Consider the following 24,762-nt stretch of genomic DNA (forward strand, 5'->3'; position numbering starts at 1 on the left):
TTATATATTCTTATCTTGTTCCTAGTCGGTATGGGTTCTTCCGCACTTCTACATGCTAGTAATCTTAAACTTTCTGATGGCGTGCTGTTTGTCATCGCAGGCATCCTATTTCAGATTTGGCGTAAGTTGGATTGAATCCAAAAGTTACGGTGAAGCGGGTTTGGCCTTGTCCAAACATTAATCAATATTTATAATTTAAAGCTTCAAAAAACCTTCATCACCTGGCTCCCTTAGGAACGTGTTCGATACTCCTCTGCCTTTTCCTGCATGCCCGCTGCTACAGCCTCATGATCAGACAATCCTTTGTCCGCTGCAAAGGCACGAATGTCCTGCGTAATGCGCATGCTACAAAACTTCGGTCCGCACATGGAGCAGAAATGAGCTTCTTTGGCCCCTTCTGCCGGCAGCGTCTCATCATGGTAGGATAATGCCCGTTCCGGGTCCAGAGACAGATTGAATTGGTCCCTCCAGCGGAACTCGAAGCGCGCCTTGGACAATGCATCATCTCGGCGTTGAGCACGTGGATGGCCTTTCGCCAGATCGGCGGCATGAGCAGCGATCTTGTAGGCGATAACCCCTTCGCGCACATCATCCTTGTTGGGTAGGCCCAGATGTTCTTTAGGCGTAACATAACAGAGCATGGACGTGCCGAACCAGCCAATCATGGCCGCGCCAATGGCGGATGTGATGTGGTCGTAACCCGGGGCAATATCGGTCGTCAGCGGCCCAAGTGTGTAGAACGGTGCTTCTTTGCAGATCTCCATCTGCAAGTCCACATTCTCCTTGATCTTATGCATCGGCACATGCCCCGGACCTTCGATCATCACCTGCACATCATGCTTCCACGCGATCTGCGTCAGCTCCCCGAGCGTAGCCAGTTCCGCCATCTGCGCTTCATCGTTGGCATCGTAGATACTGCCTGGACGAAGTCCATCTCCCAGTGAGAACGCCACATCATATCTTTTCATAATCTCGCAGATTTCTTCAAAATGGGTGTACAAAAAATTCTCCTGATGATGCGCAAGGCACCATGCTGCCATAATGGACCCGCCTCGAGACACAATGCCTGTCATCCGCTTGGCGGTCATGGGGATATAACGCAGCAGTACACCTGCATGAATCGTAAAATAGTCCACGCCCTGCTCTGCCTGCTCAATGAGCGTGTCACGGTACAACTCCCAGGTCAGCGCTTCCGCTTCGCCATTCACCTTCTCCAGCGCCTGATAGAGCGGCACCGTGCCAATCGGCACTGGTGAATTGCGGATGATCCATTCCCGGGTCGTATGAATGTCTTTGCCTGTGGACAGATCCATCACGGTATCCGATCCCCAACGTACCGCCCAAGTCATCTTCTCCACCTCTTCCTCGATGGAAGAGGATACGGCAGAATTACCAATGTTGGCATTGATCTTCACGTGAAAATGACGACCGATCAACATCGGCTCACTCTCCGGGTGATTGATGTTGGATGGCAGAATGGCCCGTCCACTCGCCAGCTCCTGCCGTACAAATTCCGGTTCCACGCCCTCACGAATGGCGGCGAATTCCATCTCTGCCGTAACGACTCCCTGCCTCGCATAGTGCATCTGAGTCACACAGCGTCCTGGCTGTGCCCGTAGCGGTTTTCCGCGCAATCCAGGGTACTCTTCGGCTCCAGCTCTCTTTCCTCCGGGCTTCAGTCCGTTATCCTCCGGTTTAACCGTGCGTCCCTGATAAGCTTCTACATCGCCACGCTCTGTGATCCAACGGGTGCGCAGGGCTGGCAGACCTGTGCGGATATCCGCGTGAAATGCGGGATCAGTCATGGGGCCGCTCGTATCGTAGACACGCAGCGGTTCGTTATGCTCCACCCCTTGGGGAGTATTCGTGTCATGAAGGGCTATCTCACGCTCCGGAACAGCAATGTCCGGCCGTGAGCCCTGAATGTAGACTTTGCGGCTACCCGGAAAGGGCTGAACCCGTCCGGCCGTCCCTGTTTCCTTTTCCACCTGCTGATCGTTATGTTCCTGTTCCATCGCTTGATGTTCCGTTTGATTTCCTGTACTCATGTTCCCTTGTCTCCTCCTTAGTGTTCATTCGCTTGGTTTGGTTGGTATCATCATTAGCTTGGTTACGTACCTGTCCCAAATCATGCGCAATGCAGAGAAGAAAGAGCGATCCTACGCCAGACCAGAGGAGACATCATTCATGTACAGTTAACAACAGAACGGAGGTTACCACAGATCATGGATCTATGGTGACCTCTCTCTTCAGCCTGATCTACTTTCGCAGGTTACTGAAAAAGAAGTCCGCGGGGTGCACACGATATCGCCCGTTCACTGTATATAAAAAAGCCGGTCCCCGAAGGAACCGACTTTTAATGTCCATCACCAATAATGCACCTTCATGCAGCTCCTCAACGGAGACTACAAGGGTCACATCATGTGGTGTTTGTGGTCATATCGCCGATTACTTCCCTACGCTGGAATGATCCAGATCAGGTGCAAAGGGTCCGGAATCTCATGCGATTCCGTCTCAGTCCGGACAATTCGGACTCCCCCAGTAACGTTAACAAGTTACGGCATACACACGCCGCAATTCATATTCAATGAAGCTGGCCCCGATGGGCCGTCCATAACAGATTAGCGCAACCGGAACATAAAAACAACCTTTATATTCCAAAAGATCAAACTCCATTGGAGACGAACCTTACATCAACATCAGGATAACATGAGCCCCATCTGCGTAGCCGATTCCTTTAATACAGGTGCATATTCATGCAAAGTCTCCTGTGAAAGTCGACTGACAGGTCCCGATACCGAGAGGGCAGCAGCAATATTGCCTCTGCGATCCATAATCGGTACCGATACCGCGGCAGCCCCCGGCTCACGTTCCTCATAACTTGTGGCATATCCGTTATCCCGGATGTCTCCCATCTGCGCCAAATACACCGCCGGATCAATAAACACCGGCCATTCCGGTCCATTCATCAGTTCTTCACGATCCTCGTCCGTGGCAAAAGCCATCAGGACTTTGCTGGAAGCCCCCACAGACAACGGGAGTCTAACGCCAACAGGAGCGACACGGCGGATCGCCTGATCACTTTGCACCGCCTGAATCCGAATCCGTTCACTGCCATCACGCAGATACAGACTTACCGTCTCCCCCAATCGATCTCTCAGTCGCTCCATCGCAGGCAGCAATAGAATAGCCGGATCATCACTGCGGGACATATGAGCTGACAGCTCCCAGATTCGGATGCCAAGTCGGTACTTCTCCGTTGCCGCATCCCGGATGACAAACCCTCGATCCTCCAGCGTAGCCATCAGGCGATGCACTGTACTTTTGTGCAAACCAATCTGGCTGGCAATTTCGGTGAGTCCCAGATCACTGCGTGTGGTAAAACATAATAATATATCCAGCGCCCGTTCCACAGCCCGGACGGTTAACTTACGATCTTCCATGGCATAATGCCCTCCTCATGTTTCATCACATGAAACTTGGTTACATAAATTATATGAGAAACGGTCTCATCTGTAAACTAAAAAGAGCCAAATTTAGATCAGGCCAAAGTGTAAAATTTTCCTTTTTATAAGACTTAATCCCCTGTAATTTGCACACTAAGGTAATGTTACCCATATATCTTAAGAACTATATAACAATTGCGTAACAAATGCCCTCAATCAATTGACTTTGACTATATTGGAACATACGATAAAGATATATTACATTAAGATATCGCTCTGAAGCAGGCTCTGAAATAGACGCAATTCTCTTTTCATGTCGTTGTTATCTTCAACTGAACTTCAAAGGAGGGGCATTCATGTATCCAACATCCCAGAGCGAAGCCCCGCTGCAAACAAAAGTGTCCGATCTGCCCTCTTCGCTATCACCGAGGCTGATTCGGTTCAAACATATTATCGTAGCGTTGCTGCTCTCCGTTGTATTTTTTCTACTGTTTTGTTTTATTGCACTGCATGGTTATATCGCATGGGTATTATCCAATCCAACGGTAGCGCCAGTCTTCTCCAATCCGATGCAAGCCAAGAACATGAAGTACGAAGATATCACGTTCCCGGCAGCAGATGGCAGCCGCACGATGCAGGGATGGTATATCCCGGCTGACAATGCCGCGAGCAAAACGATTATCTTCAGTCACGGCTACGGTGCCAACCGGGAGGAAACATGGGTACCTATGTATGATCTCGCACACTATGCCCATCAACTCGGATTCAACGTGGTGATGTTCGATTATGGCTTCGCCTCCCAGGTCAACAAAGCTGTAGCTACAGGTGGCAAAGCCGAGTCACAGCAATTGCTGGGCGCGATCCAGTTTGCCAAGCAGCGCGGTGCACAGGAACTGGTTGTCTGGGGCTTCTCCATGGGTGCCGGTACGGCGCTACAAACCGGACTGATTACGCAGGAAGTGGATGCGATGATTCTGGACAGTGCGTTCCTGCTGGAGCCAGATACGCTGTATCACAACATTCACAACCAGATCGATCTCCCGCGTCAGCCTACACTGGAGATCATGAAGCTGTTGTTCCCTGTTCTGAATGGTACCGGATTGCAACAGATCCCTTATCAGGAAGTGAAAAAAGAGGACTATCCGTTCCCAATTTTCTTCATTCATGGTACGGAAGACGAGAAGGCGCCTTACCCGATTGCAGAGCAACTCGCCGCCAACCAGACTAATCCGTACTCGGATGTATGGATTGTCCAGGACGCGCATCATGAACTTATTTTCCGGGAGCATCCGAAAGAATACCTGCGCCGTGTCTCAACTTTCCTGAGTCATGTAACGAAGACAAGCAGTGACGATGTGCAAAACACCAATAGTGGACAATAACCAAATTTCATTCCTCGATCTTTTCGTTCATTCCAGAGCCCTCAGGGGCTCTTTTTTTTTGCACTCATAGGACAACAGGCTCGCGGAATATACTCTTCTGACGCATGAACAGACGGTCTGAACGCATAGATCATTGGTCGGATTAGGTTACCTGTATGAACTATTTTGCATTTTTGAATTTCATCTGGAGGAGGTCTCGCGTATATGAACTGGTATGAATATGGTCACCTGCTGCCTCTGCGGATATTGGAAGAAATTCGTTTCTGGAAGGAGCAGGAGAAGGAACATACGCTCGTTATTCGTGCACTGGTTCCTGATCTGGAGCCCGCATACGTCAAGGTATTGGAGGAATGGGAGGCTATCTTTGCAAACAGCGAGCGAGTAGCGAATCAGATTTTAAAACAACTATTACCCGCAACCCATCCACCTGCTCCGTACATCATTCGTTGTATCGATCAACTTGTGGCGGCAGCTCGTCAGCAATCGAGGGAGTTCATCAAACAACTGTATGTTCTTCTGGAGCAAAGTGCTGCTGTGCAAGCTGTTCCGCTTGCCAAAGTACTCATTCTGCATTTTATTCGCGAATCGGAGTACTTTCTGGGTGTATTGGATACACTCGGTCAACCTGGCATCTTGCGAGAAACGGATTCGGAACCGTCACTTTATCTAGAAAACGCCTTGCATACGTCAGGGTCTGGAAGTGTCCATCGCCAAGCCTCAGAAGCTCCAACTTCCCCAGAGGGAAATGAAAATGCACCTGTTGCTTCAGCACAGATCCAATCCGCAGCACTTCAGCCTTCCCCCAGCGGAAGTGCTGCGAGCCAGCCTGTCTCTACCTCACCTCAGGTCAAAGAAAAGCCAGTGCCCATTGGTGGGCACACACTCCCGCCCCTCCCCTATGCGTACAATGCGCTGGAGCCGCATATTGATGAGCTGACGATGCGTATCCATCATGACAAACACCATCAATCCTACGTGGACGGATTAAATGTAGCGGAGAAGAAGCTGGCGGAATCACGAAAAAAGAATAACTTTGAACTCATCAAGCACTGGGAACGTGAACTCGCCTTTAACGGGGCAGGCCACTACCTGCACACGATCTTCTGGACGATTATGAACCCTGCTGGCGGCGGCAAACCTTCCGGCATGCTCGCAGAGCAGATTAAGCGGGATTTCGGCAGTTATGAAGCGTTTAAGAATCAATTCACGGAAGCCGCAAACAAAGTGGAAGGCAGTGGCTGGGCGATGCTGGTCTGGAGCCCGAGAGCACACCGTTTGGAGATTTTGCAGGCGGAAAAACACCAGAACCTGTCCCAGTCCGACATCGTTCCTCTCCTGCCACTGGATGTGTGGGAACACGCCTACTATCTGAAGCATCAGAACGAACGCAAAAAGTATATTGAAGACTGGTGGAATGTGGTCTACTGGCCGGCTGTAGCCGAGCGGTACGAAACTGCACGCAAGCTATTGTGGCCGCCTTATTAAGCTTTGGATTAGATGGATAGAAAAAAGAGATATCTCCAGCTGAATGACTGAAAGATATCTCTTTTGGGTTGATACTAGTATATCAGTATTACTGACTAATCGATGCCGCTTCAATTGCTTTATAAGCCCAATGTGTATTAGGCACATCCGACCACTGTCTTACTGCATTCGTTGCAGGATCAAGACCGATCAGTTTGTTGAGCATCGTGACGGCTTCAGCGCGAGTTACAGGCTGACTTGGACGGAAGGTACCATCCTCATACCCTGTAACTACTCCTGCCGCGTTCAATCGAGCTATCGCTTGCTGAGCCCAATGATCGTTCACATCATTAAATGTATTCGCTTCATCAGCTGTCTGTTCAGTGTTCAACAAGTGCTGTAACACGCTGGCTAATTCGGCACGAGTCATTGCTTGATCTGGCTTAAAGCTGCCATCTGTGTAGCCTTTAACGTAACCGGATTGGGCAGCAGCCGCAATGGCCAATTCTGCCCAGTGAGTAGGTTTCACATCTTTAAACGTGTGATTCCCTTCCGTTGTTGACGTGCCCAGAACACGAGTAATCAGCGTAGCCATCTCCGCACGAGTTACGGAGCGTTCGGGTCTGAAACTGCCATCAGCATACCCTTGAATATAAGGCTGTGCTTTCAAGGTGTTGTCTGTCCAGTCTTTCACTTTCACAATGGAGAACGTACTGAAATGGTCTACTTCAATCTCGACTCCTTGTTCATTATCACTATTCAGTGTGACCAGTTTGCCGTGTACAAGCTCCTTGGTCCCGTCACTGTGCTCAATATACACACCCAGCTCTTCAGAATTCACACCTGCAAGCTGGTTAGCTATAACCGGCAATACGAGCGTTACAGGACGACTCTGCAAATTGGTTTCGATAGTCATTGGACGGCCGAGAATCTGGATATCCTTTGTACCTGCGAATTGTATAATTGACTCATTAGATTGTGCTCTCGTTTGAATATCTGCACGTTCAGTCTCTTTTTTGACGGGTACGAGGCGGAAGTAGATATCGTCTGTACGATCTTTTAAAGAGCTGGCTGGAATCGTGATACGAACGTTAGGGTTAGAAATAACCAAGTTCACACCTTGCTCAGCCAACAGCGCAGACGATCCTGAAGAGAGATCCAGGTCCCATTGCGTTACTTCGTCCTTCACATCCGGAATAAGAATAACTGCTGTACTGGAACCCGTCTGCTTCAACTGATCAATGATTGACTGTGCTTTACTTTGGCTGAGCTGAAGTTCGTCTTTTACTGTACCATCCGTTCCCCGAGTACGACTGATTTCCAATGATGCAACGGTAGCAGCTTGATCTCCATTCTCTACGTTCACCTTAATAACTTCCTTTTGCGGTGCCGGAGTTACTGAAGGTGCTGATGTTGATGGAGAAGGCGTTGGTGTCGGATTCGGTGATGGTCCTGGTGTAGGTGTTCCGCCACCTTCATTTCCTGATCCTTTAGGTGTTACAGGACCGGACACCTTATAGTCGGATAGCCCATTCTCATTCGATGATCTTATTGCAAATACATAAGGAAGGCCATTCGTTAAATCATCAACGGTATACGATGCGGCTTCAATACCACTTTTCACCTTGATCCAATCATGCTTATCTTGGGGTGCTTGGGTTCCTTGATATTTATAGAGTACAAATTGATTTACATTGATTACTCCAGCCCAATAAACAGTAGCTTTTCCATCTCCAGCTTGTGCAACAATAGTTTCAGGTGCATCAGGTAGCACTGGCGTCCCAGCTGCTTGTGGTGTAACCACATTGGAAGGGATGAATTCCGATACACTACCATCCTCGATATAATATGCTTTGACAGCAAAGACATAAGATATACCGTTCGTCAGCCCTGTAACAAGCTGCTCATTAGTCGTGAAGTTAGTAATATCAATCCATGCATCGGGGTCTTCTGGCGCTGTCGTTCCCTCATACATATACACGGAAAATGTTACATTCGGATCAGAAGACCATGTGACTTTGGCCTGTCCATCGCCCGCCGTAGCCGTAACATTACTCGGTGAAACTGGTGAAGCTAAGAGTGTTTGAAAAATCATCTGTCCCGGTTGAGGCATCAATTGACCATTCGTATCCTCGGCTACAACATATACATTATAATTTGTACCCGGAGTCAAGTTTTTCACGATAAATGATTTTTCTTCCCCCAGAGCAATATCAACAAAAGCTTGTTTATTGATTGCTTGTGATCTCGCCATTTCGCTTGTCAATTGCGGAACGGTCCAATCGAACGGTTGATCGGCAAAATAGACTCTTCCTGGCTGATTAAGCTTCACCGTAATTTTTGATGTTGTCGGTGTACGGGCGCCCTGCTTGGGATACCCGGGCTCAAACGTAATGTCTGTAGTGGACACAGGTGGTTCACTCGCAATATACGGACGTAACACTGGATATCCATTATTAACTCCAAGTTGGAAATCCCAAATGTTAGTGAAGTCCCACGTGGCATAATTCCATTCCGAATGCATAGATTGCGTTGTTTGACCTGAAGCATACTGACTCTGATTATCAGCAAAATTTGGAACCATATCCATATCCCAATAATTATTTTGAAAGATAATAGAACTATCGGACACAGGTGAACCGATAAATGACCCTGCTGTTGTTGGATCTGCAGCTCCAGCATAAATTGATCCGGAGTAATAGTTGTTTTTTATAAATAGAGTAGCGGGTACATCTTCTTCTGTTTCTACATTTAAGTTACCAATAAAACCGCCAATGAATGCCGCACCATAGGAATTGTCATCCCACTGTCCTTCACCGTTTGTAAATACAGAACCTGTAGCGTAATTGTTATCAATAGAATGATCTAAACTATATTCCATTTCTCCAATAAATCCACCAATACTGAGGTTTCCCTCTACATTACCTGTTGCTGAATTACGCGAAGTCACGCTATCGTTTAATTGCCCAATAAATCCACCGATGGATTCGGAACTGTCTTTGGCTAATACATTTCCTGTAGCGGTATTTCCGATTAACACATCTTCTGTACTTCTGCCAATAAATCCTCCATAATCTTGTCCTTCATCATTCAAAGCAGCAACCGTTACATTAGCTTTGTTGTTCGTGTACTGCGTTTCCTCTGAACGACCTACTAATCCACCGACTCTGGAATCACCTTGAACTTGACCGCTTACGTATACATGTTCAATCTGGGAGGCTTCAGAACGCCCCGCCAAAGCACCTACATATCGTTGAGCAGTAAAAGATACCCCGTTCAAATTCAGGTTTTTAATGACTGCCCCATCCAATCGGGCGAACAATCCCATGTATTCCAAACCTTCATCCGAAGCATTTAGCCCATCAATGCTATGACCTGCTCCATCCAAAACACCTGTAAAATAGTTCACCTCATCACCAATAGGTACCCAGCCTAATGTTGCTGAATTACTTATAAAATCTACCATGTCTATCGCACTTATATCTTTTGTTAGCTTGTAATTTCCATTCAGGTTTTCCCCTATGCAACTCAACTCATGGGCATTCCCAATCAGGTACCACGTAACTCCGTTGGAGTCCGGTGCCGTCTCTTCTAAACAACTCCCGGCCTGGGCGCTTCCCTGTCCCATTATGCCGGGCACTGTACCCGATACGAGTACAACAGCCAGTAAGAACATGATGGTCTGTCTCAGAATGCTACGCCTTTTTTGAATCCTCTTCCCCATTATAATCTGTCCCTTCTCTTTCTGTTTATGAAGAGGATTATAACTGTTAGCTCTGAACCGATTCTGAACATTACTCGACATTTACCATGTAAAAAGGCTATTTTTCGCATCCCCTCACAAAATTTGTATACAAAAAAGCAAGCCTCCTTTAAAAAGAGACTTGCTTGTATTTTGAGAGACTTCCTATCCTATTTCTAAATGCTCACTTAAGAAGCACAGCCCTCGCACGCAACATAGTTGTCGCCAACCTGTTTGCTAATGGAGATCAGATCGCCAAGCTTGATATCAGACTCATCTGTAAACTCCAGATCAGCTATACGTGCAACGATCAGTGCAGCAGCCTCTTCCTTGCTTGTTGCCATTTGGCTGAACTCGGATTTTTCGCCTGTTGATACAACCTCATATAAATACGTATATCTCAATGTGTCCATCCTAACACTCTCCTTCCGAAATCACATCATATCATCTCTATTAACCAATTCCAAGCCCTAGTAAAAAATGCTAATCGTAGCGCAGCTTCATCTGCTCAGCTGTCAGGCGTACTTCTTCAGATCCAACACTAAGCACCCTGCTGGTCTCCGCCTGCGGATAGCGATCGCGCAGTGTTCGAACCAAAGCCGCAGTATATGCCGCAGCAGAAGGTACACCTGCCAACTCTTTCAGACTTGCCATCGTGCCAGGCTGAACATCGGGATATCCTTCACTCGCCCCACCTGCCGCATGCTGATAAAATCGACGCACATCTGCTGCCAATTGATCTCCCAGACCTTCCACGATGATAAAAGCAGTAATAATATACGCCTTGGCCTGCCTGCGCTGGGCAATACCACAGAATTTCAATCCACCTACACTGACATCATAATCTCCCGGGCAAAAAGCACCCTGAACCTCGCCTGTCTGCGCCTGATTCGACCACGGTGTTAGCGACTTGGCAATAATCGAAGCCATCTCCCGGAAATCATCATGAATATTGATGGCATGTCCTGGATTAGGCAGGATCATTGACACATTGACCACCCCTGGATTCAGGGGTACGGCCGCTCCACCAGAAGGACGAACACAGACCGCTGTACCTTGGCTTCTGATCTGTTCCATCGCTTCTACAGCCTGTGGCAACCTGCGGTCGCGCAGACCCGCCACAAAGGCATCTGGGTGTCTCCATATATGTGCAACAGGCAGATGCCCTGCTCCAACCCGCCGGCACATGACTTCCTCCCATGCGAAAGCTTCAAGCACACTGCTGCCTTGTCGCATGAGCGGTGTCTCCCAGATTTGCAGACGCAATGTAGCATGTTGATCTGCTTGTGGTCCCTTTTCCGGCTGAACCGGTTGATCTGATTGGGAAGGTACACTCATCGTTCCATTACCTCCGGCTTAACGAATTCGTATGTATTCAGTATATATAGGAATGACAACGCCATATATAAATAAGCCGGTTCCCCAGGGAACACGGCTTATTTATATCACATCCAATGGCTCAGTAACTGCTGCTTCCAAAACCAAAGGGACCTGCTCATCTGGCTTGTCCAACGAGTAGACATACCTGATTTTAATCTTTCACCAAAGACAAGAACTCGGCACGTTGTGCCGGATTCTCACGGAAAGAACCACGTACAGCAGACGTTACCGTCTTGCTTCCCGGTTTTTTCACGCCGCGGGAACACATGCACAAGTGCTCGCCTTCCACGACGACCATAACTCCGTGAGGCTCAACGGCCTCTGTCAGAATGTCAGCGATCTGTGAAGTAATACGTTCCTGAACCTGCAGGCGACGTGTTACCGCTTCGACCAGACGAGCCATTTTGCTCAGACCGACGATCTTGCCACTTGGAACATACCCAATGTGCACCTTGCCGAAGAACGGCGCCATATGGTGCTCACATTGACTGTAGTAGACAATATCCTTAACGATAACCAGCTCTTCATGATTCTCGTCAAACGTGACACCGAGCACATCGCGCGGGTCTACTTCATATCCGCCAAAAATTTCTTCATACATTCGGGTCACACGTGCAGGCGTTTCAAGCAGCCCTTCACGTGTACTATCTTCTCCGATCAACTTCAGGATCTGCTCTACATGATACTCGATCTTCTCCCGATTGTCGGATACTTTTGAATTCATATAATCTTTAACGCCAGCCACTGCCGAACGCCTCCTTTCGAACCACAATAAGGTAAGCAGTAATTCACTTCACTGCTATTATTTTCGGCGGCCCGAACTTTTACGCGCAGGATGTTGTTGCGGCTGAGGCATTTTCGCTCCTGGCTGCTGGTTCTTCATCATCTGCTGGGCACGCTGCATTTGCTTGCCATTCAGGTTGTAGCCCATTTGCTTCGCCATTTTCTGAAGCATGTCCGGATTGCTTTGCATTTTCTCAAGTTGTTTACGCAAGTAGAACACCCCGATGAAAAATCCCCCGACCAGACCAACAACCAATGTAATAATCGGTATTACAATATCCATCTCTTAGACACCTCTGTATGCATTCTAAAAAGCCTGATAATCCGTGTCACTCCATGATGTTCAACGCACACGTTGCAAACCTGACACAGACCGGATTTCCTGAAAGTATCATAGCATTTCCGCACGCCTTGAGCAAACGGATTTTCCAGTTTAGCCGCCTGCAAGCTAACTCATGACGGCTTCAATGAAAACGGTTGTATGCTGAGCCAGATCAATTTCAACCACATCCAGAGAATAACGCGTACTGCCCCGCGCCACTCGGATTACAGGTCGGCCTGGCAATCCCCGATGCTGACGCACGATGACTCCAGTCTCTTTGGTAGACAGTCGTACCGCTGTGCCATTGGGATACACGGATACACTCTTGTTAAACTCAATCAGAATGTCCCGATCCAGCTTGGTACCAGACAATGCCATCATCTCTTCACAAGCTTCATGTGGCAGCAGGCTGTCTCTCGATAACCCATTAATGAGATTATCATAGATGTTAGCCGCACTAACGATTCTTGCAAACAGATGGATATCGTTTCCCTTGATACCCCTAGGCATGCCTGTACCGTCCACGTGCTCATGATGTTGCAGCGCTGTATGAGCAACCAACAGACTGAACTCCCGTTTGTTCTTAATCACTTCGAATCCACGCCACGTGTGATGCAGCGAAGAATTGGTGGCAGAACTACTGCCGGGAGGTTCCCCCACTTTGCCAATATCATGTAACAGTGCTCCCACAGCAAGATCCTTCAGTTGATTGTAGTTGAGTCCCATATTCATTCCAATGACCGAAGACAGCAAACACACATTCATCGCATGAACGTACTGCGCATTGTCTTTCGTACGAATATCGGTGAGCTGCACCAGCAGTTCACGCCCGTTCAGTACATCGTTCAACAACTTATCTATACTGAGGGCGACCTTTCTGGGACTCCAATCCTTCCCGGAACGCACCGCTTCGAGTGTAACACTCATTTCGTTAATTATTGCCCGTTTCGTGGTTTCATCCAGAATGTCTTCTGTATCCACATCTTTGTACGCTTCATCCTGGATGTATAGCATGGTCACGCCAATACGTTTCAGCGTATTGACCATATATACGGTGAGCTGGACTCCGGCAGATAACAGTACCGTACCGTTACTGGAATATACCGTCTTGCCCAGAAGCTCCCCCGCTTCCACGCTCTCCACGTTTACATACTTCATGAACGTCCCCCGCTCTTACGATTGCTGCTCCAATGCGAGCAATTGCTCCTTGGTTTGCAGACCGCCTACATAACCCACCAGGGTACCGTCTTTACCGCTAATGCGGTGACAGGGAATAATAATCGGAATCGGATTCTTGCTAATGGCGTCCAGAACTGCACGAACAGCCTTGGGCCTGCCGATGATTTCCGCAACCTGTTGGTGTGATGAGGCCTCTCCATAAGATATATCGGACAGAACTTGCCATACTTGTAGCTGGAATGGTGTTCCAAGCCGATCAAGCTGCAAGTCGAACGTTTTTCTCTCCCCTGCAAAATACTGCTGTAACTGCTTTGCAGCTTCGCTGAGCTTCTCTTCATTCTTCTCATATCGATACTCGCCGATCCAGGTACGGGCCCATTGTTGCAGGTGGGCTTCGCGTACGTGAAAGGCGCCAAAATCAATGTGACACAGCCCTTCATCGGTAGCGCATAACGTGAGTGTACCAATCGGTGTCAGTACCTCATCGTAGTACACAGGCTTGCCATGAAGCCCCGTAACTGCTGAAGGTTTCCACGCTGCGGCTTCCGGTTTGACAGATTGTCCAGACTGCTCATTCCCCGGTTCGTTCGCTGCTTCCATTTTCAAATCCTGCTGTAACGCCTGTAAAGAATTATGCTCATTGTTCTTCTGTTCCTCTGGCTGCTTCTCATTCACTTGCCCAGCCTGTGGCTGTTTGGGTAAGGTCTCGGACGAACTCAGTCGCTCCTCGGCCTTCTGCAGCATGCTTAGTACGTTCCCATCTTGTTCGTTAGCGGCAGCTTCCCCAATTGCTCTCATGGCGTCTTCTCCTCCAATTCTGCTTAACGCCCAGGCTGCGGTTCCCCGCAGCTCGGGGCGCGGATCACGTTTTAGTACTTCTGTAAGTTTGGGTACAGCACTTTTGTCTTTGAAATTGCCCAGGGCAATAACGGCGTTGCGTTGAATCGGCTTCTTGCCACGCCAGGCGGCGGAACTTTGACCGAAACGTTCCTTGAATTCCCGGTTACCGATGTCCAGAAGTGGTAGCAGCAGCGGCTTCACAATCTCCGGATCAGGATGAAACTCGGGATGGTGATCCCAGTTCTTGCCCCGGTTCTTCGGACAAACAATCTGACACGTATCACAACCGTATAGACGGTTGCCAATTTTCAGCATAAATTCTTCATCCACGAACCCTTTGGTCTGGGTTACAAACGAAATACACCGCTGTGAATTCAACTGTCCAGGCCCCACTAATGCTCCTGTTGGACAGGCATCGATACATTTCGTACATTCACCGCAGTCCTCGGTCACAGGGGTGTCCGGCTGAAACGGAATATTCGTCACCAGTTCTCCGAGGAAAATCCATGATCCGAATTTGGGTGAGATAATCGCACAGTTTTTGGCGCTAAAACCAATCCCCGCACGCTGGGATACCGCACGATCCACCAACGCACCTGTGTCTACCATGCTTTCGATCATCGCTTCAGGTACGCGTTCCTTTATGAAATTAACCAACTTGTCCATCGCTGTACGCAGAACCTGATGATAATCCTGACCCCACGCGGAGCGGGCAAAAATCCCCCGGTAGGCTCCCGGCTCCGACTTCGGCGGATTCACCATCTTCGATGGATAGGCCACAGCTATCGCTATGAGTGAAGCAGGCTCACCATCCTTCAACTCGGGACGAACCCTTTTCTCAAGATCAGGCTCTTCGAATCCGGACTCGTACCCTTTAGCCCGATGCTGTTCCAGTATGGATTTTAGCGTTACGAAGGGCTCTGCCGAAGCAAATCCGATATCATCAATGCCCAGTCCGGGGCCAGCTGCCTTGATCTCCTGCTTTAACTTTTCCCATACGGAGGCTGCATGTGCTGCCCCGGTCTGTACGCTCGTCATTTCTCTTTCCTCTCTTCTTCCGACACTTATTCCGTAAATAGTGAACGCCCGCCTCACGTAAGAGGACAGGCGTTAATTTCTATATATGCCTTGCATAATTGAATTCAAACGGAACGAGTCTATATGTTTTAACGCAAAATGCGCTCTGAAGTTGTTGTGCTGTAATCATTTTACAATTTCTTTAATTCAGAGAATGGCCAGAAAATAAATTCAGCCTTGCCTACAATTTCATCAGATGTAATACTGCCAAATACTCGGCTATCCTTACTTTTGCCTTCATGACGATTATCCCCCATCACGAAGAAATGATCCGGCTCCAGTGTAATTGGGCCAAAATCCGGGTCTTGCACTTCAATATCAGTATACGTTTCCGCTTGCTGCTCGCCGTTCACATATAGATGATGATCCCTAACTTCAATTGTATCTCCCGGAAGCCCAACGATCCGTTTCACCAGAAAATCCTTCTTCTCTACACCTTCACTTGGATCACGAAGTACGATCACATCCGATCGGGAAGGAGTACCCAGATGGTATACAATTTTGTTAACGAAAAGGCGATCTCGCTCAACCAGTGTCGGTTGCATAGACTGTCCCTTAACCATCGACAGGTTGAACACAAACAGGTTCAGGAGCATCATGATCACAAAAGCAACAACTATCGTTTTGACCCAATCCCATAGCTCGGCTACCCAGGATTTCCCCGGTTGATCAGGCTTTGGCGGTTCATTACGTTCCTCGGAAGTCACATGTTCCATTGAAAGATTATTGGAATTCAAAGGGACACCTCGTTTATCGATTAGTTGAATTAAACGTGTAGAATGGATGTTCATACTCCCTTTCAGTCTACTTCATTTGGGAGAGTGAAACAATTGGTTATGAGCACCAATACCTTGAATATCGTGAATATAGCCGGGTTAGCCGCAGTAATCTAATCCAATTCGGAGACACCGAATATTACGTGAAGAACGCTCATATAAATAGAAAGGCACATCCCTCACGTTCTTACACGTTAAGAGATATGCCTAATATGAAATGAAAATCTTTTTTTATTTCTTTTTAAACATGCAAACTAAGCTTTGGACAAAATACTAAGAGTCTGGAAAGCGCTCATAATCTGATTGGCACCGTAACCCATTGCTTCATATAGAGGCATGGCTACTTTGTTGTGCTCATCACCCGCCACCCATACTTGGCTGACTTTACGCTGCTGGAACCGTTGTTCCATGGCTTCGACAAGTGTTTTGCCGACTCCGCGGCGACGATAGTCTGGATGGACCGCAATACGATAGATGCAACCCTGATTGTGATCAATCGTACCGATCAAAGCGCCGACGAGGTCTCCCTCTTCTTCCGCAACCATGATCAGGTCAGAATCCCATGACAATTGACGGGCAAACGGGCCCATCGTGTTCTCATAACACTCTTCCGATAGTGCAACCTGGAGAAGCTCCGTCATCTGGCTTGCATCACTCAACTGAAAGGAACGAACGTGCATGTCTTAAATCTCCCTTTTCGTTAGCTTAGATGAGGTTTTTTACAAAAAGGAATTCCCTTTTACCAAAAACCCAATGTTCATATAATGACAAAAAACGAGAAAATACCGCTTCTCCGTCAATTAAACCATACTTTACTCCATAAAACACGCATTTTCTTTTGAAAGCGCTTAATTGTAACCGTTTACATCACAGAACGTCATATTTTTGCTTTTATTTCTATTAATTTCACATAAAAATATTCATAAAGGGTAAAATATGTTTGTTATCTCTGGCCCTTCATTAGATCAACGCCCCGGGGGACTTAATAAACAAAAATGTTGCTTAATTAGCCCGAATGCGGTTTAATATTAGTGGCAAGGGTATTATTACATATGTACCTGTTCAAAAAACTTAAAATCTCAGGAGGTATTTCATTATGACTTTTCAATTACCAGCACTTCCTTACGCTAACGACGCACTGGAACCACATATCGATGCAAAAACGATGGAAATCCACCACGATCGCCATCACAATACTTATGTAACCAACTTGAACGCAGCTCTGGAAAGCGCTCCTGAACTGCAAGAAAAAAGCTTGGAAGATCTGATTGCTAACCTTGACAGCGTACCTGAAGGCATCCGCACAGCGGTTCGCAACAATGGTGGTGGACATGCTAACCACAGCTTGTTCTGGGAAATCATCGGACCTAACGGCGGCGGCGCTCCTACAGGCGATATCGCAGCAGCTATCGATAGCGAACTGGGTGGCTTTGACAAATTCAAAGAAGATTTCGCTAAAGCAGCTACAACTCGTTTCGGTTCTGGCTGGGCTTGGCTCGTAGTTGGTAAAGATGGCAAGTTGTCCATCACTAGCACACCTAACCAAGACAGCCCTCTCTTCGAAGGTCTGACTCCGGTTCTGGGTCTGGATGTATGGGAGCACGCTTACTACCTGAACTACCAAAACAAACGTCCTGACTACATCGCCGCTTTCTGGAATGTAATCAACTGGGATGAAGTGAACAAACGTTACGCTTCTGCAAAATAAGATTATTAACATGCAACAGTTAACATAAAAAGAGAGCCTGATTCGGTCATATGACCGTGATCAGGCTCTCTTTTTGCTATAGTTATCGTTAATGGGTGTTTTGTTTCTGACGAACTCAGGGAACGCTATTGCTCCATATTTCATCGTATCGCGAACCTAACGAATCTCATAGTAGCTATTTCCCAAAATACGGGCTTTGATGCGCACTTTTGGGTTGATTTGGCTATGATAACGTCACTCAGGTTCGTTAGCTCCCCCATTTAATCATTCACTTGATCGTACGCTCCGGCAAAATAACTGCTGATCAGCTTAAGGAAGATATTCGGGAATGCCATTTTATCCATATCTTCCGGACCGATCCAGCGGTAGGTCAAGCCATCGCCTTTACCTGTCAGTGTCGTAGTACTCAGTGCTAGGTCACTAACGTCAGATGATGACATCAACATCTCTCCATCGTTAAGTGATGTTGCGATGTTCTGCGCATTAGCCGTGCCTGGCTCCGATGAATGCATTGTGTCTGACTCAGGTGACCCAGATGACTCAGCTGATGCTGAGGCTGTGTCCTCCCTTGTTGCCGCCTGTGCATCGTAGGCGGCTCTGGCTTCCGCTGCGATCAGCGGAAGCTCACTGCTCTGGTCCTGCTCGGTACACTTGTACACCTGCAGGCTCCAGACAATGTGGCTGAACACATGCTCCGCATGGGTAGCCAGCCCTTCCGGGCGGGCAGCGAAGCCTTCCGCCCACAGACTGCCGGCCAGCAATGCCATGGCCGGCTCATCCGCCAGCGGCGCCGCCTTCTTGCTCGCTGCGGCGGGCGCCGCGAGCACATGCGGCAGCTCCCACATGCGGGCCAATAGGCCCGTGTCTGGGCGCTGGCGCACAAGCACTTGGCCGCGATGAGCACCGCGGCCCTCCACAATCGCGACCAGCCGCTGCTCAGGGCGCGGCGGCTTCGCCTTGGTCTTGACCGGCAGCGTAAGCTCTCTTCCGGCGATGCGGCCGGAACATTGCTCCATGACCGGACAAGTCAGGCAATGCGGCGCTTTGGGCGTGCATACCAACGCACCAAGCTCCATCAGCGCCTGATTGAAATCACGCGCCCGCCCTTCCGGAATGAGCTCTCCTGCGAGCTCTTCCATCAACACCCGGGTGCTGCCCTTCATAATGTCCTCATCGATGAGGAAGTATCGGGACAGTACCCGCATGACATTGCCATCTACCGCAGGCTGCGGCTGGTTGAAGGCAATGCTGAGAATGGCCCCGGCAGTATACGGGCCCACCCCTTTTAACGCGAAGACGGCCTGCTTGTCCTGCGGCATCTCGCCTCCATGCAGCTCCATGACTTGTCTCGCAGCCGCCTGAAGATTACGGGCACGGGAGTAATAACCGAGTCCCTCCCAATTTTTCAAGACGTCCTCTTCGGGTGCTTCCGCCAACGCCTGCACGGTCGGGAAATTCCCGATAAAACGATTGAAATACGGAATTACCGTATCGACCCGAGTCTGCTGAAGCATAATCTCCGATACCCATGTGAAATACGGATTGTTGTGGCGACGCCACGGCAAATCCCGTCGGTTGATCATATACCAGTCCAGCAAATTGACGCTGAAATGTCGTTTCTGTTCCATTAAACCCATATTTCCGTCCTCTCCTATTGCCAAGCTAATTACTTTTCCAACTGCTCTACGATCGCAAAGGCCGCCGCCAGTTCCGTCTGATGCGTAATGCTCAAATGAATGTCATATTGTTTGTCGTATGGCAACTGCAGTCGTTCCCAAGCCTGGCTGGACAGCGATGCCACCGGACGTCCTGTCTCATCAGGCAGCACTTCAATGTCAGTGAAGCCCATGATGCCACCAATCCCGCAGCCAAATGCCTTGGACACCGCTTCTTTCGCTGCAAATCGACCGGATACAAACTCCGTCATCCGCTTTCCCCGCTCTGCCGCGATCTCCCGCTCTGCTGGCGTTAAAATTCGTTTTATAAAAGCTTCCGCATGGCGACCAGACAGCAGCTTGCGCATACGTCCAATCTCCAGCACATCATTGCCAATGCCATATATCATCAACGCTTCACCCGCTTAATCTTTTATACTGTAAAAGATCTCCATTCAATCACATGATCCGTAACTCTCCGAACACGTATTCTATTGTAGCAGGAGGGGCGCCCAGAAGCGAGTACCTATCCGCATTCCCATTTATGCTAAAATATGAATCAGGAATCGTTTGAAACTCTTAGGAGGTCTGAATAATGCCCATCACTTTTGAATTGCCCACTGACGTAGATGCTATCATTCGCGGGGACTTCTTCCCTGCACAACAACCCGCTCAAGGGGTCATCATTCTGGCTCACGGATACAAAGGCTTCAAAGACTGGGGCATGTTCCCCTATGCAGCTTCACAGCTAAGCAAGACACATCATGTGCTGACCTTCAATTTCTCTCACAACGGTATCGGCGAATATCTGGAGCAATTCTCTGAACTTGAAAAGTTCGCAGTGAATACGTACAGCCGGGAGCTTGCTGATCTGGCCCTAGTGCTTGAGTATGTAGCTTCACAACCTGAACTCGCTGGACTTCCTGTATACCTGATTGGACATAGCCGCGGTGCGGGTGTAAGTATCGTTTATGCACTGGATCATCCCGAGCAGGTGGCAGGTGTAATCTCCTGGAATGGGGTAACCAATCTGGATCTCTTCTCAGCGGAGCAAAAAGAAGAAATGCGCACGCATGGCCGCAGCCATGTCGTTAACGGACGTACAGGCCAGCAGATGCCACTGGACGTCTCTATTCTGGAGGACCTGGACAAGCATCACGAACGTTACGCGATCATTGACCGTTTGGCTTCTTCAACGTTGCACGTCGCACTCATTCAGGGAACAGAAGATCCCCAGCGTCTGCGGGACGGTTCTGCCGCATTAGTTCAAGCCCGCCCTGATATTCCATGGCACCAGATACCTGAAGGGAACCACACCTTTAATACGGTACATCCTTTTAAGGAAACCACTCCGCAACTGGAGCAAGCCATCACCCAAACCCTGCAACAGATCAAGACATGGAGTAACTAACTCATCTTTAATATAGTAGTCATCTGGATTTTGTTTTTCATCAATCCACACTAAAAAGAGTCACTGCCTGAGCAGTGACTCTTTTTCGTATTCCCAATATAACGTGCGTGCGCATCCACCCGTATTAGATACCAGGAATGGCATTACGTTTGTGATGTGTGCGCGTATAGAACGCTTCGAGGCGCTCTTGTGCAGCCGGATCGATCTGCTTGCCTTCAAGATAGTCGCTGTTGGCTTCATACGAAATTCCCAGCTCATCTTCGTCCGTCTGACCTTCCCATAATCCTGCAGATGGTGCCTTATCCAAAATAGCTTGTGGCACGTTCAGATATGCTGCCAGCTGGCGTACCTGACGTTTGTTCAAGGTGCTCAGTGGCGTGATATCTACAGCGCCATCGCCCCATTTGGTATAGAAACCCGTGATAGCTTCGGACGCGTGATCCGTACCTACAACGAGCAGGTTTTCTTCAAACGAAAGCGCATATTGCATAACCATACGAGTTCTCGCCTTAACATTCCCTTTGCCTTGGTGAGTCATATGGCGTGGACTGCCCAAGGATTTGAAGCCTTGTTCCACTTCGAGTGCAATCTCGTTAACGGCATCTTCGATATTGGTTTCCACGACATGCTTCAAATCGTATGCTTTCGCTACAGCGTAGCTGTGGTCGATATCGGCTTGTTCACCGTAAGGTTGGAATACACCGAGAGTTTTGTACTCTTGATTGTTTTCTTGTGTAAGCTCGTCCGTCGCTTTTTTGCAAAGCGCCGTAGCTACTGCACTATCAATACCGCCGCTGATCGCAATCAGCAAGCCTTTGGCACCTGCATTTTTCACATACGTCTTCAGAAAATCAACACGCTTGCGAACTTCCTCTTCTTCGTTAATGCTTGGTTTAACCTTCAATTCAGCGATGATCTGTTGTTGCAAACTCATCGTTCACACACCCCGTTTCTAAATTAATGAAATTTGATGTCCATCTTGAAAGGTCCGAATGGTTCAATAACCTTATCTATCCAAAATGAAACGCCCCGGCATCGGTTATCCGAAGGGCGGGGCGTTCTATGGAGCGAATTAACGGCAGTAACGTTCAAATGCACTAGTGAGATCAGCCGCAATTTCCTCTGCAGAACGGTCTTCCACTTGATGACGCTCAATAAAGTGAACGAGTTCTCCGTCTTTCATCAAGGCGATGGACGGTGAAGATGGAGGATACGGTGCAAAGAATTCACGTGCTTTTGCAGTTGCTTCCTTATCCTGACCAGCAAATACAGTGTACAGGTGATCCGGTGTAATATCGTTCTGAAGGGCTTGAGATACACCTGGGCGACATTGACCTGCGGCACATCCGCAGACTGAGTTAATGACGATCAGCGCTGTTCCTTTTGCATCCGGCAGACTTGCTTCCACTTCTTCAGGAGTACGCAACTCCTGAATGCCAAGACGAGTTAGCTCATCCCGCATAGGTTGAACCATATCTTTCATGTATTGATCAAATGACATTGACATTCGGTTTCACTCCTTATAAATGGTTGTTCTATAATCTCGTTAGAATTAGAGGCGAATAGCTATCCAAAACAACGTTACATTCATATCGAAAATTATGGATGTAATGATGTGCTATTCCTATTATACATCCATAAGCAATGAAAGCAAGATTCAGAAACCGCCTGCGGAAAGGCTTCTTCCATATTATTATGTCTCATTGTCTGGCAAAATATGCTGAATGCCTATTGTTCAAATGCCACTTTGAAGGTGGTCCCCTGACCTTCCTCCGATTCCACGGTAATGGTTCCATTATGTCGTTCCACAATACTCAGGCACATGGACAATCCGAGCCCGGTTCCCTTGGCTTTGGTCGTATAGAAAGGTTCAAACAGCTTCTCCTTCTTCACCCTCGGTATACCCGGTCCTGTGTCCCGTACACACAGCTCCACCCTGTCGTCTACCATCCGCGTCTCCAGCGTAAGCACGCCTTTCTCATTCATGGCTTCCATCCCGTTACGGGCCAGGTTCAATACCACCTGTTTGATTTCCTTTGAATTGAGATTCAGCTTCGGCACATCATGTGCGAGCAGGAGTTCAATGCTCTGACCACGCAGATTCGCATCCGCCCATAACAATGGACTGAGTTCATGAATGATATCATGCAGCTGGGATTCTTCTTTCTCCGCAATGCGATTCTGAGCCAGAGACAAGAAATCATTAATGATACTATTCGCCCGGTCCAGCTCTTCCAGGACGATCCGGTAATAGTGATCCAGGGATTCCGGACTTTTTTCCTGCATGAGTTGAAGAAAGCCACGCACAACAGCCATTGGATTGCGCACTTCATGCGTAATGCTCGCAGCCATCTGGCCCACCAGACTGAGACGGTCCACATTATCCAGCTCACTTCGTAGCATCTCTAGCTCCGTGATATCCTGAATAATTAGCATAGCCCCTGTAACTTCTCTGGCAGGCTCTGTTGAAAAGGCATAGATTGGCACGGTTCGGGACTGAAATACGTGAGCACCGTAACGAACGGTCAATCCACTAATCTCACCGTGAATGACGGCTCTGCGAATGCTTTTATCCATCTTGTCCGCCTGACCTTGTTCAACAAATTGACTGGCAGGCTGTCCAATGAGATCAGGCGTGGAGGTACAAGGTAACTGCTCTCTCGCTGTTTGCTCCATCATCTCATTGACGAACATGACCGTGCCTTCTTTATCTACAGTGGCAATGGAGAGGGGAATTGCATTCAGAATCTGATGAAGTTTCTCCGTTTCGGTTATGTATCGGTGGTGAACTTCGGAGAGATGCTGCTCCAGCCCACGATAATGTTTCATCCGTTCCAGCCATAGCAGACTCAGACTGCCCGCAACAATGCCACCAGCAGTATATCCAAGTGCTGTAAGTATCATGTAGGTTGCAGAGTATGTGGAGTCATTCTGGTGGGATGTGATCCACAACAGGCTCGTTACAATTAGTTCCATTGCAATCAGGGAGATCAGGATCGCCATTTTGCGCGAAGACGTATTATGCTTGAATCGTTTGGCAGACAACCATACAATAGGATAGAGAAGAATGCCCGTATGAAGGAGAAATCCGTACAGATCATAGGGATGCGCAAAAAGAAAATAGAAGAGAATATGTAGAATGGACAGCGTTAAGCCTATAGCGGACTTACAATACAAAATAACAAGTATCACAGGTACGATGCTTAATGATATGGGTACGGCCACTGGACTCGCAAAAAGCGCAAACAGCAAACACAGCAGCATGCTCGCGACACTTGTCACAGCTAAACTGGGTTGTACTGTTCCGGCATGTTCCATTTTGGCAATAGCCCGCCTGGAGAGCCCCAGATGGAATAAGGGAATCAGGAATACCGCCGACCCTGCCAGCAGTACTTGTAAAAGAATGTCCTTTAACGCAACCACAATGCCATCTCCTCCTCTGCCTGCACATTCCCTCATGTATTTCTGATTAAAACATAGGCGACAGTATATTACAATATATCCCTTAAGACTGCATAATAGAACTTCTCCTAACTCCATTATATTTCAGAAAAAGGCAGGAGTAGACACGTTTTACGTAAAACAGACAAAATCAAT

General features: G+C 48.2%; 20 protein-coding genes and 1 riboswitch. Of the genes, 4 read left to right on the plus strand and 16 right to left on the minus strand.

Going from position 1 to position 24,762, the window contains the following annotated elements:
• Positions 1-230: 230 nt before the first annotated feature.
• Together thiC and PAHA3_RS26245 are read right to left on the minus strand one after the other, a co-directional pair.
• A complete protein-coding gene (gene thiC / locus PAHA3_RS26240; protein WP_082763019.1) occupies positions 231-2,015 on the minus strand; it encodes a phosphomethylpyrimidine synthase ThiC in 1,785 nt (594 codons plus the stop codon).
• Between the two features lie 421 nt (positions 2,016-2,436).
• Positions 2,437-2,550, minus strand: a riboswitch (TPP riboswitch).
• A gap of 149 nt (positions 2,551-2,699) precedes the next feature.
• Positions 2,700-3,443, minus strand: a complete 744-nt coding sequence (locus tag PAHA3_RS26245) for an IclR family transcriptional regulator (protein WP_062837623.1) — start codon at positions 3,441-3,443, stop codon at positions 2,700-2,702.
• 359 nt (positions 3,444-3,802) lie between these two features.
• Between PAHA3_RS26245 and PAHA3_RS26250 the strand changes: the two genes are divergently transcribed.
• Positions 3,803-4,828: an alpha/beta hydrolase gene (locus PAHA3_RS26250; RefSeq protein WP_062837624.1), complete on the plus strand. Its 1,026-nt coding sequence runs from the start codon at positions 3,803-3,805 to the stop codon at positions 4,826-4,828.
• Between the two features lie 204 nt (positions 4,829-5,032).
• Positions 5,033-6,313 (plus strand): Fe-Mn family superoxide dismutase, encoded by a 1,281-nt coding sequence (locus PAHA3_RS26255; protein ID WP_062837625.1) that lies wholly within the window; start codon positions 5,033-5,035, stop codon positions 6,311-6,313.
• 88 nt (positions 6,314-6,401) lie between these two features.
• On the opposite strand, the gene PAHA3_RS26260 is transcribed toward PAHA3_RS26255, so the two are convergent.
• From PAHA3_RS26260 to PAHA3_RS26300, 9 genes are all read right to left on the minus strand, one after another.
• On the minus strand, positions 6,402-10,016 hold the full coding sequence (locus PAHA3_RS26260) for an S-layer homology domain-containing protein (RefSeq protein ID WP_062837626.1): 3,615 nt from the start codon (positions 10,014-10,016) through the stop codon (positions 6,402-6,404).
• 206 nt (positions 10,017-10,222) lie between these two features.
• Positions 10,223-10,447: a hypothetical protein gene (locus PAHA3_RS26265; protein ID WP_036614132.1), complete on the minus strand. Its 225-nt coding sequence runs from the start codon at positions 10,445-10,447 to the stop codon at positions 10,223-10,225.
• 70 nt (positions 10,448-10,517) lie between these two features.
• Entirely contained in the window at positions 10,518-11,372 is an 855-nt protein-coding gene (locus tag PAHA3_RS26270) for a lipoate--protein ligase family protein (RefSeq protein WP_082763015.1), read from the minus strand.
• A gap of 193 nt (positions 11,373-11,565) precedes the next feature.
• Positions 11,566-12,159 carry a GTP cyclohydrolase I FolE gene (folE, locus tag PAHA3_RS26275; RefSeq protein WP_062837627.1) on the minus strand — a complete coding sequence of 198 codons (594 nt, stop codon included), beginning with the start codon at positions 12,157-12,159 and terminating at the stop codon, positions 11,566-11,568.
• A 57-nt stretch (positions 12,160-12,216) separates the two neighbouring features.
• Positions 12,217-12,480, minus strand: coding sequence for a YneF family protein (locus tag PAHA3_RS26280; RefSeq protein ID WP_062837628.1), 264 nt, complete (start codon positions 12,478-12,480; stop codon positions 12,217-12,219).
• A 165-nt stretch (positions 12,481-12,645) separates the two neighbouring features.
• Positions 12,646-13,677: an HD-GYP domain-containing protein gene (locus PAHA3_RS26285; RefSeq protein ID WP_062837629.1), complete on the minus strand. Its 1,032-nt coding sequence runs from the start codon at positions 13,675-13,677 to the stop codon at positions 12,646-12,648.
• A 15-nt stretch (positions 13,678-13,692) separates the two neighbouring features.
• The gene (queG, locus tag PAHA3_RS26290; RefSeq protein WP_062837630.1) at positions 13,693-15,576 is read right to left on the minus strand and encodes a tRNA epoxyqueuosine(34) reductase QueG; all 1,884 of its coding nucleotides are present in this window, start codon (positions 15,574-15,576) and stop codon (positions 13,693-13,695) included.
• A gap of 170 nt (positions 15,577-15,746) precedes the next feature.
• Positions 15,747-16,331, minus strand: coding sequence for a signal peptidase I (gene lepB, locus PAHA3_RS26295; protein WP_062837672.1), 585 nt, complete (start codon positions 16,329-16,331; stop codon positions 15,747-15,749).
• A gap of 314 nt (positions 16,332-16,645) precedes the next feature.
• Positions 16,646-17,071, minus strand: coding sequence for a GNAT family N-acetyltransferase (locus tag PAHA3_RS26300; RefSeq protein WP_017690782.1), 426 nt, complete (start codon positions 17,069-17,071; stop codon positions 16,646-16,648).
• Positions 17,072-17,487: 416 nt separating this feature from the next.
• Here PAHA3_RS26300 and PAHA3_RS26305 point away from each other — a divergent pair, with 416 nt between their 5' ends.
• Positions 17,488-18,099, plus strand: a complete 612-nt coding sequence (locus PAHA3_RS26305) for a superoxide dismutase (protein WP_036614138.1) — start codon at positions 17,488-17,490, stop codon at positions 18,097-18,099.
• Positions 18,100-18,359: 260 nt separating this feature from the next.
• On the opposite strand, the gene mutY is transcribed toward PAHA3_RS26305, so the two are convergent.
• Complete coding sequence (gene mutY / locus PAHA3_RS26310; RefSeq protein ID WP_062837631.1) at positions 18,360-19,736, minus strand: A/G-specific adenine glycosylase; 1,377 nt, start codon at positions 19,734-19,736, stop codon at positions 18,360-18,362.
• A 29-nt stretch (positions 19,737-19,765) separates the two neighbouring features.
• Positions 19,766-20,164 carry a holo-ACP synthase gene (gene acpS, locus PAHA3_RS26315; protein WP_062837632.1) on the minus strand — a complete coding sequence of 133 codons (399 nt, stop codon included), beginning with the start codon at positions 20,162-20,164 and terminating at the stop codon, positions 19,766-19,768.
• A gap of 185 nt (positions 20,165-20,349) precedes the next feature.
• Here acpS and PAHA3_RS26320 point away from each other — a divergent pair, with 185 nt between their 5' ends.
• A complete protein-coding gene (locus PAHA3_RS26320) occupies positions 20,350-21,165 on the plus strand; it encodes an alpha/beta hydrolase family protein (RefSeq protein WP_062837633.1) in 816 nt (271 codons plus the stop codon).
• 124 nt (positions 21,166-21,289) lie between these two features.
• On the opposite strand, the gene nadE is transcribed toward PAHA3_RS26320, so the two are convergent.
• The 3 genes from nadE to PAHA3_RS26335 form a co-directional block, all read right to left on the minus strand.
• On the minus strand, positions 21,290-22,099 hold the full coding sequence (nadE, locus tag PAHA3_RS26325) for an ammonia-dependent NAD(+) synthetase (protein ID WP_062837634.1): 810 nt from the start codon (positions 22,097-22,099) through the stop codon (positions 21,290-21,292).
• A 138-nt stretch (positions 22,100-22,237) separates the two neighbouring features.
• Positions 22,238-22,672: a BrxA/BrxB family bacilliredoxin gene (locus tag PAHA3_RS26330; RefSeq protein ID WP_062837635.1), complete on the minus strand. Its 435-nt coding sequence runs from the start codon at positions 22,670-22,672 to the stop codon at positions 22,238-22,240.
• Between the two features lie 221 nt (positions 22,673-22,893).
• A complete protein-coding gene (locus PAHA3_RS26335; protein WP_167350953.1) occupies positions 22,894-24,588 on the minus strand; it encodes a two-component system sensor histidine kinase NtrB in 1,695 nt (564 codons plus the stop codon).
• Between the last annotated feature and the right edge of the window lie 174 nt (positions 24,589-24,762).

The sequence above is a fragment of the Paenibacillus amylolyticus genome (genome assembly GCF_001570725.1).
In the GTDB taxonomy this organism is placed as follows: Bacteria; Bacillota; Bacilli; order Paenibacillales; family Paenibacillaceae; genus Paenibacillus; species Paenibacillus amylolyticus_A.